At 66.4% G+C, this 16,292-nt stretch carries 12 protein-coding genes; 4 read left to right on the forward strand and 8 right to left on the reverse strand.

All coding sequences use genetic code 11. From position 1 onward, the window contains the following. Positions 1-8: 8 nt before the first annotated feature. From AC07DU_RS12065 to AC07DU_RS12085, 5 genes are all read right to left on the reverse strand, one after another. The gene (locus tag AC07DU_RS12065) at positions 9-389 is read right to left on the reverse strand and encodes a hypothetical protein (RefSeq protein ID WP_479110965.1); all 381 of its coding nucleotides are present in this window, start codon (positions 387-389) and stop codon (positions 9-11) included. Positions 390-420: 31 nt separating this feature from the next. Then, entirely contained in the window at positions 421-4,320 is a 3,900-nt protein-coding gene (locus tag AC07DU_RS12070) for a tetratricopeptide repeat protein (RefSeq protein WP_479110967.1), read from the reverse strand. A gap of 705 nt (positions 4,321-5,025) precedes the next feature. After that, positions 5,026-7,065, reverse strand: coding sequence for an Hsp70 family protein (locus tag AC07DU_RS12075; protein WP_479110969.1), 2,040 nt, complete (start codon positions 7,063-7,065; stop codon positions 5,026-5,028). Continuing rightward, on the reverse strand, positions 7,062-7,619 hold the full coding sequence (locus tag AC07DU_RS12080) for a hypothetical protein (protein WP_479110971.1): 558 nt from the start codon (positions 7,617-7,619) through the stop codon (positions 7,062-7,064). Before AC07DU_RS12080 ends, AC07DU_RS12075 begins: the two co-directional genes overlap by 4 nt. Before the next feature lie 227 nt (positions 7,620-7,846). After that, on the reverse strand, positions 7,847-9,358 hold the full coding sequence (locus AC07DU_RS12085; RefSeq protein ID WP_479110973.1) for a hypothetical protein: 1,512 nt from the start codon (positions 9,356-9,358) through the stop codon (positions 7,847-7,849). Positions 9,359-9,874: 516 nt separating this feature from the next. Between AC07DU_RS12085 and AC07DU_RS12090 the strand changes: the two genes are divergently transcribed. Further along, positions 9,875-10,351, forward strand: a complete 477-nt coding sequence (locus AC07DU_RS12090) for a hypothetical protein (RefSeq protein WP_479110975.1) — start codon at positions 9,875-9,877, stop codon at positions 10,349-10,351. 1,066 nt (positions 10,352-11,417) lie between these two features. Here AC07DU_RS12090 and AC07DU_RS12095 read toward each other — a convergent pair. Further along, positions 11,418-12,245, reverse strand: coding sequence for an MBL fold metallo-hydrolase (locus AC07DU_RS12095; protein ID WP_479110977.1), 828 nt, complete (start codon positions 12,243-12,245; stop codon positions 11,418-11,420). A 57-nt stretch (positions 12,246-12,302) separates the two neighbouring features. Here AC07DU_RS12095 and AC07DU_RS12100 point away from each other — a divergent pair, with 57 nt between their 5' ends. Beyond that, positions 12,303-12,698 carry a winged helix-turn-helix transcriptional regulator gene (locus AC07DU_RS12100; protein WP_479110979.1) on the forward strand — a complete coding sequence of 132 codons (396 nt, stop codon included), beginning with the start codon at positions 12,303-12,305 and terminating at the stop codon, positions 12,696-12,698. A 307-nt stretch (positions 12,699-13,005) separates the two neighbouring features. Here AC07DU_RS12100 and AC07DU_RS12105 read toward each other — a convergent pair whose 3' ends face one another. Then, entirely contained in the window at positions 13,006-13,578 is a 573-nt protein-coding gene (locus tag AC07DU_RS12105) for a TetR/AcrR family transcriptional regulator (RefSeq protein WP_479110981.1), read from the reverse strand. 104 nt (positions 13,579-13,682) lie between these two features. Here AC07DU_RS12105 and AC07DU_RS12110 point away from each other — a divergent pair, with 104 nt between their 5' ends. Continuing rightward, a complete protein-coding gene (locus AC07DU_RS12110) occupies positions 13,683-13,991 on the forward strand; it encodes a hypothetical protein (protein ID WP_360888882.1) in 309 nt (102 codons plus the stop codon). Positions 13,992-13,996: 5 nt separating this feature from the next. Further along, positions 13,997-14,719 (forward strand): VOC family protein, encoded by a 723-nt coding sequence (locus tag AC07DU_RS12115; RefSeq protein WP_479110983.1) that lies wholly within the window; start codon positions 13,997-13,999, stop codon positions 14,717-14,719. A 119-nt stretch (positions 14,720-14,838) separates the two neighbouring features. Here the strand turns inward: AC07DU_RS12115 and AC07DU_RS12120 are convergent, their stop codons facing one another. Continuing rightward, positions 14,839-16,290, reverse strand: coding sequence for an RNB domain-containing ribonuclease (locus AC07DU_RS12120; protein ID WP_479110985.1), 1,452 nt, complete (start codon positions 16,288-16,290; stop codon positions 14,839-14,841). Positions 16,291-16,292 lie beyond the last annotated feature (2 nt).

Genomic DNA, 16,292 nt, shown 5'->3' on the forward strand with positions numbered 1-16,292 from the left:
GTCGGTGCCTAGTCATGGCGCGGTTGCTCGGATTGGGCCGAGTTCAGTGTCTCTTCTACGGTGACTTCGATGACCCTGTCCTGCTCTGCCGGGCTGAGTGCAACACGCTGCACGTCGGGCTGGTCGAGTTGGACGTGGATGCGTCGGGTGATCACGTCTCGGTGAGGAGCCGGGTTGTCCTCCTTTCGGTCGTTATAGATCGTCCAGGCGAGGCTGGCGATGCTGACGATCAGGGCGCCGAGGGAGATGGGATCGCCGTACTGGTCGGGTCGATCTGTCGCCCTGCGGCCGTGCAGGGCGGCCTCTACATCGGTGAGAAGGGCGGGCGTGCTCGGCGTCGTAAGGCGTCGTGCCGCTGCTCGAGCGCCAGCTTCAACCGGATGGGTCATGGACAGGTCTCCTGTTCCATCAGTCGTGGGGTTACGGATCACCCTGGACGTAGTCGCGAACCGAGGGGGGCACCGGCTCGCCCGTGACCGCCTGCCAGGATTCTTCAAGGGCCTCCAACCCAAGTGACGACACCAAGCGCTTGAGAAGTTCAGGGCCCGGCCCAGTCGCCGGGTGAGGGAATTCCTCGAAGCAGGCCACACACCTGACCATCCATTCCAGGGCTTCTCGCGGGTCGCCTCGTTCCTCAGAGAGAAGCCCGAGCTGCCCGTAGCTGAAAGCCATCCCGGGCCGATCCGGCAGGTCCTCCTTGATGACCAGTGACTGCCGGTACCACTGTTCCGCCTCGTCCAGTCGCCCTCGCTCCTGGGCCACCCTGCCGAGCTGGTGGTAGCTCGAAGCGATTCCGGGCCTGTCCCGCAGGCCCTTCCTGATGGCCAGTGACTGCCGGTACCGCTGTTCTGCCTTATCCAGCCACCCCTGCAACTGGGCCACCATGCCGAGCTGGTGGTAGCTCGAGGCGATCCCGGGCTGGTCCCCCAGGTCCTCGTCGATGGCCAGTGACTGCCGGTACCACTGTTCCGCCTCGTCCAGTCGCCCTCGCTCCTGAGCCACCCTGCCGAGCTGGTGATAAGTCAAGACCATCCCGGGCCGATCCCAGAGATCCTCCTCGATGGCCAGAGCCTGCAGGTACCGCCGTTCCGCCTCGTCGAGCTGCCTGCGGAACTGGGCCACCATGCCGAGCTCGTGATAGCTCGAGGCCATCCCGGGTCGATCCCTCAGATTCTCCTTGACCGCCAGGGAACGCTGGTACCACTGTTCTGCCTCGTCCAGCTGGCCTCGCAAGTGGGCCACGATGCCGAGCTGGTGGTAGCTCGAGGCGATCCCGGGCCGGTCCTGCAAGTCCTTTCTGATGGCCAGGGAACGCCGGTACCACTGTTCTGCCTCGTCCAGCTGGCCTCGCAAGTGGGCCACGATGCCGAGCTGGTGGTAGCTCGAGGCGATCCCGGGCCGGTCCCGCAGGTCCTTTCTGATGGCCAGAGACCGCTGGTACCACTGTTCCGCCTCGTCCAGCCACCTCCGCTCCTGGCCCACCCTGCCGAGCCCGTGATAGGTGATCGCGAGGTGGCTGAGCTGCTCATTACTGGGGGGTTGCTCCTGCAGGGCTTGGAGGATGTCCTGGTATGTGTTCTCGGCTTGGCTGAGCTGGTGCGCCCGAACCTGCTGGCTGGCTTCCGATTCGACCACGATCAGCCAGAGCGCGCCTGCGGCGCTATCCAGACAGGGTGGGGCGCCGTTGGAGTTTTCGAGGGCGAGCCGCGCACGGCCGAGCCACAAGCCTGCCTCAATGAATAGCCCCTGGACGTTCCAGTAGGTATCCAGCAGTTCCACGATGTGCTCGGCCTGTTCCCACATGGCGTGATCGAGGGCATAACCAAGCAGGCTGCCGAGAGTCCGCCGCTGGATGTCGATGACGGCGATCGCGGACTGGGGATCCCCGGCTGACAGCCGATGTTTAAGCCGTTCGGAAAGGGCGGCATAGGCGTTGAGCAGTGCGAGAGAGGCTGCCTGGTGCTGATCTCTGTAGCCTTTCGGTTCCTCTTTGCGCCATCGGGCGGCGAGGAACGCCGGCAGGGCCGGGTGGATACGGTAGATGTCATCGCCCAGCTCCGTGAGCAGGCCGATACCAGCTGCGCGCCTCAAGAGCTGCTGCCAGTCCTCTGCGGTGTGACCGCGGAAGCGTCCGGGCGCTACAGGATCCTGTGAAAAGGTTCCCAAGACGTTGGCATCGGCGGCGCCGTGGAGCAGGCTGAGCGCGGTCAGTATCTGCTGGTCGGCGGCAGGCACGTGGTCGAAGGAATAGGCGACGCTGGCGGACAGTGCGCCGCTCTCGTTTTCGGGCATGGGGGCGGCGCCTTGGAGGACGTCCAGCAGATCCTGCGGTTCGCGGGTATCCAGGTGCGGAAGCATAAGCCGCATACAAAGCGGATTCCCCTCAAGCCACTGCATTAGATGTCCGAATGCCTTCTGCGTGCGCCGCTGCCTGCCCCGGGGGTAGGGGGCAAGGAGCTGTTCAGCGTATTGATTGGCTTCCTCGGGTTCCAGGCCGGGCACCTCTATCCGACGCACCTCGCCCAGCCAGGTCTCTGGGGTACGGCTGGTAATGATGACCGCACTCTTGCTATTCCGAGTGATGTGGTTGAGGAATCCGCGCAGCGCACCGCGTTCTTCTTCGCACAGGGCCGGGGTGGCTCTGGTCGGGTCAGGCATGGAGTAAACGCACTCGAAATTGTCCCAGATCAGCAGCAGCCTCCGGTGCTTCAGCACCTCCTTGACCGCCGTCTGACGCTGGGTGCGGTTTTGAAGGAGTGCGAATCGGGTGCCGAACACGCGCAAGCCGATGCCGTTGATCACCCCGTCCAGGCCGAAGGAGGCCAGGCCGGGCTCGAAGGAATGCCAGATCACCGAGTCCGTCGCGTCGACGGCCCCAGTGTCACGGCACCAGCGGCCGAACGCCTTAGCCAGCTCAGTCTTCCCTATGCCGGCGGACCCGTGCAGCACCACTACCCGCTGCAGCCGCGCGGCCACATCCAAGCTGTAAAGAAGGCCATCCCGGCCGACGAATTCGCCATCCGATGTCAGACTCTCATCGGGGCTGGCTGTGCCGGCATTGCCGTCGTCGGGTTGCTTGCTGATCCGGTCCAGGATTTCTTCGGTCGACTCGCCGGCTTTCCGCTCAGTGCGCAATCCGGGAAAGGAAACCTCGCTGCGGGCATACAGGACCGGGACCATCCAGTCATCCAGCGGAAGCAGTCCTTTCGGTGAGGGCCGCCGGTTATGCTGTGCCAGTCGCCGGCGTCCGGCCGCCACCGCGTCCGCGACCCGGTCGCCAGCGAACAAGCGCTCGTAGAACGCCGTCATGAACTCAGCAGCCGCCACGGCGTAGATGCTGTATGCCATCGCCACGACAGCCCCGGCGCCTTCCTGCAGCAATCGGGTCGCCACCGCCGCCTCCACCTGCGAACCGACCATGGCCGACTGGCATGCGTTCAGCACCACCACAGGCACCCGGGCCTGTCCTAGCACCTGCGCCACACGTTCAGCAGGCACCAAGTCCGAACCACCTGCTGGCTGCTCGAACTCCAGCATCCCCCGCGGCCCCGGACCTTGGAACGTCGACGGACCCCAATTGCTCTCAGGCTCGGCTGACTCACCGAAGGCTCCGTGCCCGTCGAAGTGTACGATCTGGAACGGCTCACCCGCCTCCCGTGCCTCGTGCAGCACCTCACCGAGCCGATCCAAGGTCGGTGGCCGCAGCACCACCAAATCCACGTTCCCGCGCACTGCCTCCAGACGGCGCAACAACGGCCGGGCGATCATCTGATAGCCCACATCGGCTTCGCCCCGTGGGCGGGAGATCACCATCAGTACCCGCAGCCGCGAGCCCTCGACCGTGAACACCTCGCCCAACTTCGCTGTAGGCAGGCTGCGCGTCATCGCAGCCCAACCCAGAGCGATCGGCTTGGGATGGCCTGGATCCGCCATCACCTCCCACGGCAGCCCGAGCAGCTGGGCCGATTCGGACCGCAGCACGATCTCCAGCGACCCGCTGCCTGCCCGCGTCCATGCCCGCATATAGGCATCCCTGGCAGGCCCGGTCCCGAAGATAGCCTCAAATACCTGGGCGCCCCATCCCGGCAACTGACCGGCAATCTGCGGCCCCCGGTCGCTGTAAACCCCGAATGGGGCCCGCAGATACTCCTCTAGATACCAGCACAGATCATCCAGTGACTGAGCATCCAGCGGCCAAGCCAACTGCATTGGCCCGCCTGCGGGACTCGGGAATGCCTCCATCGAGCGCCACTCGGACACCGCCACTCGGCCATCTGTGTCTAAATCCACCAGTAGACGCTCCACCATGGCGAACTCCACCGATCACGAACTCCTGGGCAATACCCGGCACGCTGTAGGAGTAAGTACCATCCGTTCTGTGGCCCTATTTGGGTGCCCAGTTGAGTACTGTAGTAATGGACGAGACCCTGCGCTTGCCCGCAGCTGCGCTCTAAGTGGCGATCGGGGGCGTGTTACTGACTTGGCTTGGGCTCACATCTGGCGGCCACGGAATGTTGCCCCATCACGAAAAGTGATGATTCGATGCTTGCGGGCCCTAGCCTGGCGTTTGCCGAGTTGGCTGGGGCGGGCGTCGTCCGATCCATCGACACACAGAGAACGAAAGCCGTTGGCTCCAGCACGCGCTGTAGTTCCGCGACCATCGGGTGTGAGTCAGATTCGGTAACTTCGTGTAAGCCATGCAGTCATTGCAGGCTGTTCAGCGCCTTCTTCCAGTGTGCGGTCACGTGGTTGGCGGCGCGAGTCTTGGGGCCGATCGGCTCCGGTCGACCACGGCTCACAGCGTCGGCCTTTTCCACTCGCCGAGGAACTCCTGGCCCGGCTCGGTCCTAGGGGCCGCAGCTACAGACAGACACCTGTGCGGCCCAAAGGGGCGCAGGGGTGGTCCACGGTGGGGCATGAACCGGGCGGGGCAAAGGGTCCGGGCCGACCGTTCGGCGCCCGGCCGCGGGGCAAGCCGATGGTCGCCGGCCCACTCGGCGGTGCCCCGCCAGCCCGGCCAGACGGTCACGGGAACAGCCAGCGCCTGTCCACCCAGGCGATCTGGATGAAGCGCCCCTTCTCTGCAAGCCAGGGGTAGGGAGTGCGGAACCGCGTCAGGTTCTCCATTGATACCACCGGTGCGTCGAGCTGCCCCGCGACGTTGAGCACCGCATGCGAGGACATCGAGGAAACGGCGATTACGCCCCCTTCGGCGATGGCCTGGTCCAGGAGGTCTCGCTCGTGGTGCTCGACCGCCTCGGACACATCCGTGCCAATGACCGTGACAATGCGCCGGTCCGGGAAGCGCTGCCCGATCGCTGCGAGTGCGGAGGTGAGCAGCCTGTAACTTGGCGGTCGCCGTGATGCCGGGGTGCGCCCTGCCGTCATGACTGCTCTGCCGTCAACAACCAGAGCTGGCACGGTCGGACCGGGTTCCTCCAACTGCGGTTCGGCGTTTGCACGTGGCGCACCGGCCGACTTCGCGTTGGGAGCCGGCTCGGCGATCCGTCGGAGCAATCGCTCCAGCTCACGGTCGAGGCCTCGCTCGATGGGCGTTCCGTCTGGTCCGAAGCAGTCGAGTTCCTCGTTGAGGATCTCGCGGCCCCCATGACGCAGAACCGCTCGGACCTTGAGGATTCCATCGCGGTCGTATCGGTAGTCGACGTCGAAGAGATTGGCTGAGGGATCGGCCGTGGGATGCGGTACGGGCAGCTCGAGCCGGGCGAGTGGGAACGTGCGCTCGTCATCGGCGGCGCGGGCGCTGTCTCCCTCAACGATCTCAAGGACGACTCTTGAGGCACCGGGAACGGCGGGCATTGCACTGCGGCTGCCGCGTGCGGGCAGGGTGGAGTAGCGCGGGATCAACGTGGCGAATCCGCGACGGCCGCCGGCTTGGAAGGCAAGCCCCAGATCATGGCTGGCGGCCACCGAGATGGTGGTGCCCGGAACCAGGCCGTCAATCTCGGCGGCTGTGATCGCGGCTCCGCGGGCGACTGCCGTCATGGGGTTACACAAACTCGCGTCGACGACATCCCGGATCAGTGACTGTTCGACCTCGCGACGGACCATCGGGATCTGCGAGGTTCCGCCGATCATCAGCACGGCGTCGAGTGCGCCGGGGGAGAGCCCGACGTCATTGAGGCATTCTTCCAGCGGCACCAGAGCTCGCCGTACGAGGGGTTCGACGGCCTGCTCGAACTCCTCGCGGTGGATGATCACGGCGCGGCCGCCGCCGGGCGGCTCGAAGAGGACCTCCGTCGTGCCTGGCTGGGACAGTGCGATCTTGGTGAGCTCCACATGACGCCGCCAGCGAAGCGCTTCGGCGCGCGTGAGGTGCTCAGGCCTCGTACCGAGCTTGGGCAGCACGAGCTTCACAAGTGCCTCGTCGAATTCGAGTCCGCCGAGGGCCGTGATCCCTCGTGAGGCGATCTCGTCGAAGATGCCGTCGTAGTGCTCGAGAACCGTGATGTCGATGGTGCCGCCGCCCCAGTCGAAGACGAGGAAGCATCCTTCGCCGGGGTAGTCATGGGCGTAGCTGATGGCTGCCGCGGTGGGCTCATTGATAAGAGCCTTCACCTTGATGCCGGCCAGGCGGGCCGCGGCCCGCGTTCGGTAGCGGGCCGCGCCGGTCGCGTTGGCGGGGACAGTGACGACTGCCTCGTCCATCTCCCGAAGATTGCGGCGGACCCCGGCCCGCATCTGGTCGAACAGGGAAGCCGCTACCGTCGTACTCCGATAGGGCTCGTCGCCCAGCCAGACATTGTGCTCTTCGGGTACGGCGAAGCGCACGCTCTCGTCTTCTTCCGAGGAGGCCCTGGGCCTGGACGCGAGCATGCGCTTGACCGCGTCCTGGGGTGTTGCGGTATCGCACTTTGCAGACCATCCGAAGCACAGCGTTCGCTGCACGTCGCGAATCGAGACCACCGAAGGGAACAACTCGTCGAAGCCGGGGCGGTTCCATTCGGCGGGCAGGCCCCCGCTGTCCACCCGGATCACCTCAGTGCCGTGCCCCGTCCAGCGTGCGACGACCGAGTTGCTCGTGCCGAAGTCGATTCCGAACGTCATCCTCTGCCTTTCGACTCGCCAGTGCTGTCTGTTGGCAGCGTCCGTACTGCGCCGCGCTGGACGACGCGGCCGGTCGCCGTCTCGATGTATGCCGGCGACACAACCTCGTAACTGGCCGCGTCGTCGTGCTCCTCCAGATCCATGATGTCGAACGGCGTCAGGTCGCCTGGCGTCGCCAGGCGAGTGAGTCCCGCTCGCTTCATCTCAGCGTCGACTCGCAGGCGCACAGCCTCGATGTCGTCGGTGCCCCATGCGGTGCGATCGATCAGCGCGAGCTGCGCCAGCTGCTGGTCGCGGACGCGAGTAGCGTCGAGCACGGCGGTCCGCAGGGTGTCGTCCACCGCTGCCTGGACAGCTTGACGTACCAGTGTGCCCACTTTGTCGGCTGTGGACATGGCCACGCGGATGGCGTCGTCGAGCTCTTCGGTGAGCTTGCGGGACAGTTCTTGTGATGCTTTCAGTCCGGCCTTGGAGGCTGCCTTGTCCACCTGAGAGGCCAACTTCATGGTCAACTTCTCGAAGAGCACGCCGGGGTCGGCGAGTGCGTCGCCCACCACTGGAGCGTGCCTGTCGTGTTCCTCTGCGACTTCACGGTCCGAGTTCCCGGACGTCTGCTGCGTGGAGGTGTTCGCCCTGGTGTCGGATGCGGCTTGTCGGCCGGGCGACCGGGGTTGCCTCCGCGCCTTCGGCTCGTCCTGGGCGACACCGGGCCTGGGACGGGTGCGTAGTCCCCGGAAGTCGGGGATGTTGTTGAGGGGTTGCTTCCTGCTTCTGCTGCCCATCAGTATTCTTTCCTCGTGTTTCTGCTGCGGCTGATGACGTCCCGAGCCGCTTCGGACGCGGTCCAGTTCCGTTCTTCGGATGTGCTTGGATCCGTGCGGCGTTCCATGGGTCGTATCTGAGGTTGGAGAACGGGTGAGTGGGCGCGCGGGATCCACAGGAATCGTTCGTCGAGGGGAAGCTCGTAGAGAATCTCAACGTCCCTGCCCAGGCGCGCGGCCATCTCGCGCCGCTGGATTCGGTCCTTGGCGTTGTTGATGTACTCCAGCTGATCAGCGGGCACTTGACCGCGCAAATTTCGCCAGCCGTGGCGCCACTCGGATGAACCGTGTTCGACGGAGAGGGCCAGATACGGGTTGAGGACGTCGTGAGGCCTCGACTTCTGGCGTAGAGCTTGCAGTAGTTCACTGAGCCAGATCATGCGTCGGCGGGCCTTGGGGTCCACGCCTCCGCGACGCCGAGTACCGCGCATGAGTACCTCTTCCAGGAGTCCGACAGCCCGGTCCAGTCTGTCTCGGTCTCCCGGACGAGCGGTCAGGAAGTAGACGTACGCCAACACCGCGCGTGCTTCCCGGTCCGCTTTACCAGCCGCCGCTCCCTCCTTCTCGTTGCGAAGAGCGGTCGCCTGCTCCACCACGCTGCGAAGGACGTCCGGTGCAATGTCGGGTTCAGCTGCCATGAACCAATGAGCCTCGTCGAGCAGCCGATACAGGCGCCGCGTGCCAGCCCAGTAGTGGAATTTGGACGAGCCGGATACCAGGCGATCGTGTGGGAGACAGTCCTCCAGCAGGAAGAACAGGCCCGGTTCGTGTCCCAGCTCTGGTCCCACGGCAGCTCCGCGGCGTACGGCCTGAAGGGAGTGGACCAGCCGGGACAGGTCCGACGGGAATTGCGTTTCGTCGAGCGGCCAGACCTTGTCGAGCGCATTGACATCACCGGCGAGCAGTGCTGCACGCAGACTCCACTCATCGTGCCGCCCATCGACCGGAAGGACCTCAGCCCCCTCCACCACGGCGCGCCGTCGCAGCTCGCTCGTCCAAGCGAGGGCCCTGACGTCGGAGGCGTCGAGTGCGCCTGGCGACACGCGGGCCGTTACGTATCGGGAGCGGTCGTTGCGGTCCGGCCAGCTGGCCGGGTCGGCCCTTGCATCGAGTTTCCCGGAGTCGATGAGGTCGTCTACGACGGCCAGTGGCAGCGTATGTACGAGACGGCGCCACGCCTCTTTGGAGAGGACGGCACGCGTACCTGCCTCGTGGGCCTCCAGGAGTAGCTGCCATGAGTCCGCCTTGGCGGGAGCCACCGGGGGAGCGGGAAGGCGGCCCGTGAGAATGGCTTCGGCCCGCAGCGATTCGTCGTCGCTGAACACAGGCATCCCCGCCGTCGTGAGATCGGCGAGATGGGCAAGGGCAACGAGGGCAGGGAATGCGGCGGAGATGCTTTGCCGTATGGCGTTGGCGACGTACTCCATCGGATCGCGCAGGTCGCTGGCTCGCATTAGTACGTCGTGGAACATGTCTGCGACCCCGGCCTCTGCGCCGACACGATCCAGGATCGTGACGAGGCGTGCGGGTAGCACCAACGGTGCAGGCGCGACATCGGGTGTAGTAACTGCCATGCCGGGGCCGCTGGGATTCACTGCTCTGCGACGAGCCCGGAGAGCAGGTATCTCGCCCCTCTCCCGGGCGAGGCGTCGCTGTTGGCGCTTCTCCCGCTCAATCTGGCGAAGCTCCTCGGTACGGGCCTCGTCAACAGACTCCAACGACATCTGGTTTGTCCCCCTCGGCGAACACCACCTGTAACCAGCCCCACGTCACAGGTGTTTCGGTTCGGATCGTATGCCAGGTTGGAACGCCCCGACATAGCCCTTCCGAAAGGTGACCACCGAAGGGGTTTTGGGGCTGGTCGCCCAACCTGGTGGACGGCCAACCGCGTACAGCCTCTGGGGGCTACGGCAGGCCTGTCGTACCCCGCTCTTATGTTCGCCCGATGACGTCTTACGAGGGCACCCACCCCACCGTTCATCGTCCGGGTGGGCCATCGGCACGCAGAGATCGACGAGCAGCTCGCACACACGATCCAGGCGATGTGGGAGTCCGGGTTCGACACCTTCACCTGCTGTCAGGACGTGGGCGAGAGCAATGCGGACTGGCCGGAGATTCTGCCGCACATGGCGGAGTGGGTGAAGTCCAGGAACCGCTGGATGCTCATCGACTTCCCGGTCGACAGCGGCCTCGCCCTCCTCTCGGCCGTGGCGAACGCCGGCCCGCGGGACACGTTCTATGTCCGGATGACGCACTGGGCGGCTCCGGACGCATGGGACGTGACAGTCAAGCCGATGGACGTGGCGAGGTTTCAGCAGGACCTGCCATCACGATTTCGCCTACAGCTGCTCCAGATGAGCTTCCCGACGTACGACCTGCCAGAACTGACCCGGCGCCTTCGCGAGCACGCCGCAGACCGCTCGGTGCCGCCCGCCCCCGCCGACTGGAGCACCGTCGGCCGGTAGTTCCATGAGAGTGATCAGACGGTGGGCCTGCGTGTAGTAGTCGGGAAACGGGTTGGGGCAACGCCGGCAGCCCCCCGGGCTCCGGAACGTCGGCCATGCTGCCCCGATCCGGTACGCGCAGGCTGACGCCAGTCCGCTGCGGAGGCACTCGGAACGCCCCGCACGCCGCCGACAGGTGGAGCACCGAGCCGGTCGCTCCCTGCCACAGCGGTACGTTCATCCTTGCCAGTGGGCCCAGTGGAATGTCGCATGCTGTTGGAAGGGGTACCTCGTCATGTACTGCAACGCTCGCGGACACGCTCGTGAGCTCCTGCCCCTGGGAGGCCGAAGTTGTGCCACACCAGCCTGGCGTATGCCCGACGGATACGGCGTGGCTTTCGCCGATCGAGTGATGGGGAACGCTGCTCACCCATGACCGGCTTGCCTACGTCGACATCACGATCTCAGGTCGGCAGTGAGAGTGAGGAGCGTCACATGTGAGGTGCGGCCAGCCCGCTTTGAGGGGCAGACCCAGAGGTTCGGTCAGGCGTGTGCGATGCACCCCAAATCCGGGGCGGCGACCCCCGGCGGGCGCACGGGAGACGCCTCGGCGTGACGGCTGCTTGGGGGACCAGTTGGGGACCAGCGCCACTGCCCGCAGGTGCACGACACGCGCATTCACGCACATTACTCGCCCTCAAATCACCCTATATGTCAGGACTTTGACCCCGACCCATCGATCTGGGGGTCAAGGGGTCGCAGGTTCAAATCCTGTCGTCCCGACCATGCTTTTAGCAGGTCGGAGGCCGTTCTCTCATCCATGAGAGGACGGCCTTTTCCATGCCCGGACTGCTGGTGGTCGCAGGGTGGTCGCACGCCCGCTTCGGGGTTGGTTGTGTCCTGGCAGCCACATCGGCGGTAGGTGCGGCCGCGATCGGCGGTGGTGCGCATGGGGATCGCCGCCCGGAGGCGGAGGAAGGGCCGACACCACCAGTCTCGTGAATGGTCCGGAGCTTGGTCCGCCGGGCAGCGGCGTGCCCTCACCGAGGGGCCCGGCGCTCGGATCACCCCGGCGTACCGAGTCCGGTCAATGGGTGTGGCCGTGTGCGCCTGCGGCCGACGTCCTCCAGTCGATGCCGTGTCGACGGGCCGCCGCGAGAGCTGTGGGCACGCCTTCCGCGTAGGGCTCGCCGTGGCCGGGGAGCAGCGTCGTGGCTGTGATCCCGGCCAGAGCGGTCAGGCTGTCCAATGCCTGTTCGGGGTCGTCGTTGAGGGTGCCGGGCATGATTCCCAGGCCACGTCGGCCGGTGACGACGTCGAGGGTCACCAGGGCGTCTCCCGTTATCAGGACGTCTCGGTCGGCGAGCAGCAGGCAGCTGCTGCCCGGACTGTGGCCGGGAGTGTGGATCGCCCGAGGCGATCCCGGTACGTCGAGACGCTGCCCGTCGGTGTAGCACTCGGCGTGCAGGATCGGCGGGACGGTAAACAGGCCCGCGCGTGCCCAGTTAACGTTGAGCGCAAAGACGTGAGGCTTCCACAGGTTTCGCCGAATACGGCGGGGTGGGGTGTGGAGTCGGGCGCCTTTGGCCAGCGCCTCGTCGTCCGGGTGTATGTGCACCGGCCGGCCGGTGGCGTCGGAGAGCCGGCGGACGATGCCCAGGTGATCGGCGTGTCCGTGGGTGAGCACGATGGCCCGAACGGCGGTCAGGCCTTGCCCCCGCTTCTTCAGCCAGTCCATCAGCGCGGGCCAGTGACTGGGCATGCCGCCGTCCACGACGGTCAGGGCGCCCTCCTGCTCGACGACGTACCAGTTGACGTGACCGTCTCCGAAACGGAACACCCCACGGGCAACCTCGATACCGGCCTGACGAAGTCTCTGCATCTGGAAGAACCTTTCCCCAGCAGCTTCCACCATGGAAGTAACGGGAGGCTAGCAGTTCACTTCCAACATGGAAGTCGCTAAGCTGGGGACATGCGCTCGACCCTCGCCCTCGACAACTGTCCCGCCGCCCGAGCACTGGACGTGGTCGGCGAACGATGGGCGCTCCTGGTGGTGCGTGAAGCCCTCGCCGGAGCCCGTCGGTTCGACGAATTCCGCGATCGGTTGCGGATGAGCGAGAACACGCTCGCCCGACGGCTGACGGAGCTGACTGCCTCAGGCGTCCTCAGGCGCACGCAGTACAGCCTCAAACCCGCCCGCTTCGAGTACCACCTCACTGAACAGGGATGCGCCTTGGTGCCGGTGCTCGCAGCCTTGGCCGCCTGGGGAAACGAGTGGACCGATCCCGATCCCGATCTGCCGAGGCCGCCCGAGCGACCGAGCTGGCTCGACGAAGGCGCCGCGGGCGCCGCCGGGCGGAGGGCGTGATCGCCTCGCAAGCGTCCGATGACATCGGTTGTGACAGCCGTGACCCGGCCGGGACCCTGCATCCGAAGTGGCTGCGTGCACTGACCGGCTGCGGCCTCGACGCTCGTGCAGTCGGCCTTCCTCCGGCGGCCATCCACGCTGCGGCCAACTCTGCGATCAGCGAACCGAGTCGACGGCGCTGGAGGCCGGTGAACCCGTGCGGCCAGAGTGTTGCGTCGCAGCAACACCTAACCCGCACGGTCCTGTTCAGGCCGTGACAGAAGCGTGATCGTTACAGCGCGCCACGTTGTCGCGCCCTGCCGTCAGGTCAGCCCGGGCTCGGGAGGGCGGAGAGTAGGGCCGCGGCGGCGCGATCGAAAGGCGCGATGCTACCCGCTGCGCGACAGAGGATGTGGGCGCCTTCGAGTGTGACGATCATGAGGGTGGCCAGATCGGCGGCCTGGGATGGACTCAGTCCGGCGTGGGTGAGTTTTCCGCTGAGCTCGCCGACCCAGCCGGCGAATCCTTCGGCCGCGACAGTGCGCAGGATGCTCTGGTCGGCAATGCCCGTACCGCCGTCGATGGTGACCGCCGCGACTGCGCAGCCGCTGCCCCCGGCGGACGCCTGCACCACGGGGCGGACGTTGCCAAGGAACGCCTCCACAACTTCGCGTGGCGTCCGGGCCGGCAGTTCGTGCAGGTGACCGCGGACGTCCTCCGCGTTGCGGCGGGCGGCTTCGAGCGCGAGTTGTTGTTTGCCGCCCGGGAAATGGTGATAGATCGCCCCGCGCGCGGCCCCGCTCTCGGCCAGGACGTCGGTGAAGGACATCGCGGCCAGGCCGTGGCGTTGCAGCAGCCCGATCGCTGCGCTGATCATGCGGGACTTCGTGTCCGCGGCCATCGCAACCCCCTTGACTAGTACGGCCATCCTACTTCATGCTCACATCACTAGGACGCACGTACTAGTGCCGGGGGCCGGACAGGCCCCGAAACCGGAGGTTCGTGATGGGCAAGACGTTTCTCTACACCGAGATCCAGGCGGCAGTGCCGTTCGAGCAGTTCGACTGGCACCAGGTCAACGCCGCACTGAAGACCGCACCGGGCCTGATCCGCAAGACGTGGCTGTCCGGGGTCGGTACCCACACCATCGGTGGCTTCTACGAGTTCGACAGCGCCGAGAACGCCCTGGCCTTCGCCCAGGGCCCCTTCGCCGAAGAAGCCCGCCGGGCAGGAGCCCCAGCAACAACACGACTGTTCGACGGCGACATCGTCAAAGACGCCAGCATCGACCTGAACTCGCCGTACTACACCTGATCTCTATGAACATCACGCGGCATCCCGCGAACAGCGTGAGCTGGATCGACCTCGGCACCCACGACATGGAGACGACGGCGGCGTTCTACACCGCGCTGTTCGGGTGGATCGTCGCCCGACCGGACTCCAACGGCTACAGGCTCTGCACGCTGCGCGGACATCTCGTCGCCGCCCTGGGGCCCGCCGAGGACGCCGGCGCCCCCTACTGGACGATCAACGTCACCGTGTCGGACATCCAAGCCACCGTCACCCGCTTCGCGGACCTGGGCGCCCAGATCGTCGTGCCGCCCACTCGGGTCGGGACGCTCGGCCATGCCGCTGTCACCCTCGACCCCGTCGGCGCACCACTGTCACTCTGGCAGCCCGGCACCCATACCGGCATGGGGCTGACTCACGAACCGGGCACCTTCGCCGGCATCAGCCTGCTCACCGACCACCCCGCGCATGCTGCCGCCTTCTATCGACCGGCCCTGCACTGGAACGTCAACCCCCAGCACACCGAGTTCGGGGTGCCGGACAACTCCATCGCCGCTACCAGCCCGCCGCCAGGGAAACCAACGGCACAGCGATCACTCTGGCTGGTCGGTTTCGCCAGCAACAGACCCGATACCGACGCCGAGCAGGCCCTGCAGCTCGGCGCAACCGAAGTTCGCCAGGACGCCAACGGAGACGTGGTCCTACGCGATCCCGCCGGCGCTCTGTTCGCCCTCACCCAGCACACCCGATAGTTCCTGTCGTCCCGACTGTGCGGAAACGCAGGTCGGAGGCCGTTCTCTCATCCGTGAGAGGACGGCCTTTCGTGCGTCCGGGGTCAGCCGTGGTGCTGGAGGTGGGCGGCGCGGCGGCGCTACACCTTGCGGAAGAGGACCTTGTGCCTGCCGACGAAGAAGGGGTCGGCGCGCTTGAGCTCGGCGCGGATGCCTGCGCCCAGCACGAGGTCCGTGGCGGACGTGACCTTGCCCATGACGGCGGGCTCCGCCAGGTGCGCGGTGCCCTCCTTCAGATGGTCGAACTCGCGGTCGGTGTTGATGACCGTGACGTCGAAGACCTCGCCCACGCGGTTCTTCAACACCGCGGCCTCCGCGAGGTCCACCGAGTCACGGTCGGCCACCTTGCCCTTCCCCCGCTCCATGGCGCAGGGCAGGCAGGGCAGGGCCTCCAGCACCCAGTCCGGCGGGGCCTTCCCGGCGCACGCGGCCACGCACAGTTCACCGGTGTACCGGTCGACCAGGCGCCGGAGCGGAGCCGTGCAGTGCGCGTAGGGGGCCGCGATGGACGCGTGTTTCGTGTCGTCCGGGATCTGGTGGTCGCGGAAGACGGTGTACTCGGCCCTGAGCAGCATCGCCGTGGCTTCGCTGAGGAAGGCCATGTGCTTGGGGTTCGTCGGATCGAGCTTGCGTACCAGCTGGGCGTACGTGAGGCCGGGCTGCCAGTCGATGCTCAGTGACGCGGCGACGTCGTGCACGCGCTGGATCACCTTCTGATCGGACGTCTCCTTCTGCGTCCGCAGGATCCCGGTACCGCTGTCCAGCATGATCTGGGCCGCCGCCATCCCGGTCATGAGGGACATCTGCTCGTTCCAGCCCTCCACGGGCAGCGTGGCCACGTAACTCAGCCGGAACGTGCCGTCCACGAGGGTGACCTCCTGGTCGGGCAGGTTCATCGAGATCCCGCCGCGGTCGGCCTCGACGGCCTCCCGCAGTTTGCCGATCTCGCGCAGCAGCGCGACGGACCCCTGGGCAGTTCCGGCGTCGATGTCCTGCTGGACGCCCTGGTAGTTGAGCTTCGCCTGGCTGCAGACCTTTGCGCGGCTCACGGACGAGGCGGTGACCTTGCCGTAGGCGTCGAGGTCGTGCTGCCACAGCAGGGCCGGAACGACCTGGCCGGGCAGCAGGCTCGCCGGTCCCTCCGAGATGACCGGCGGGTACAGGGGGACCTTGAGGTCGGGGAAGTACAGCGTCTCGATCCGGTCGTGGGCCTCGGCGTCCAGCGGCTTGCCGGCCTCGACGAAGGCGGCCACGTCGGCGATGGCGTAGTACACGCGGTAACCGCCACCGGGTCGCCGCTCCAGGTGCATGGCCTGGTCGAGGTCCTTGGACGTCGGCGGGTCGATCGTGAACAGCGGCAGGTCGGTGCGGTCCTCGGCGGGCGGCCGCTCTGCGGTCAGGGCCTCGTCGGCCGCCGCGAGCACGCGCTTGGGGAACGTCGTGGGGACCTTCAGTTCCGTCCGGAGTTCCTGCAGCGCGGAGAGCAGGGCGGCCTGGGCCTCGTCGGACATGTGCATCTGGCGGCGTCGCATGC

The sequence above is a fragment of the Streptomyces sp. NPDC045695 genome, from assembly GCF_056432025.1.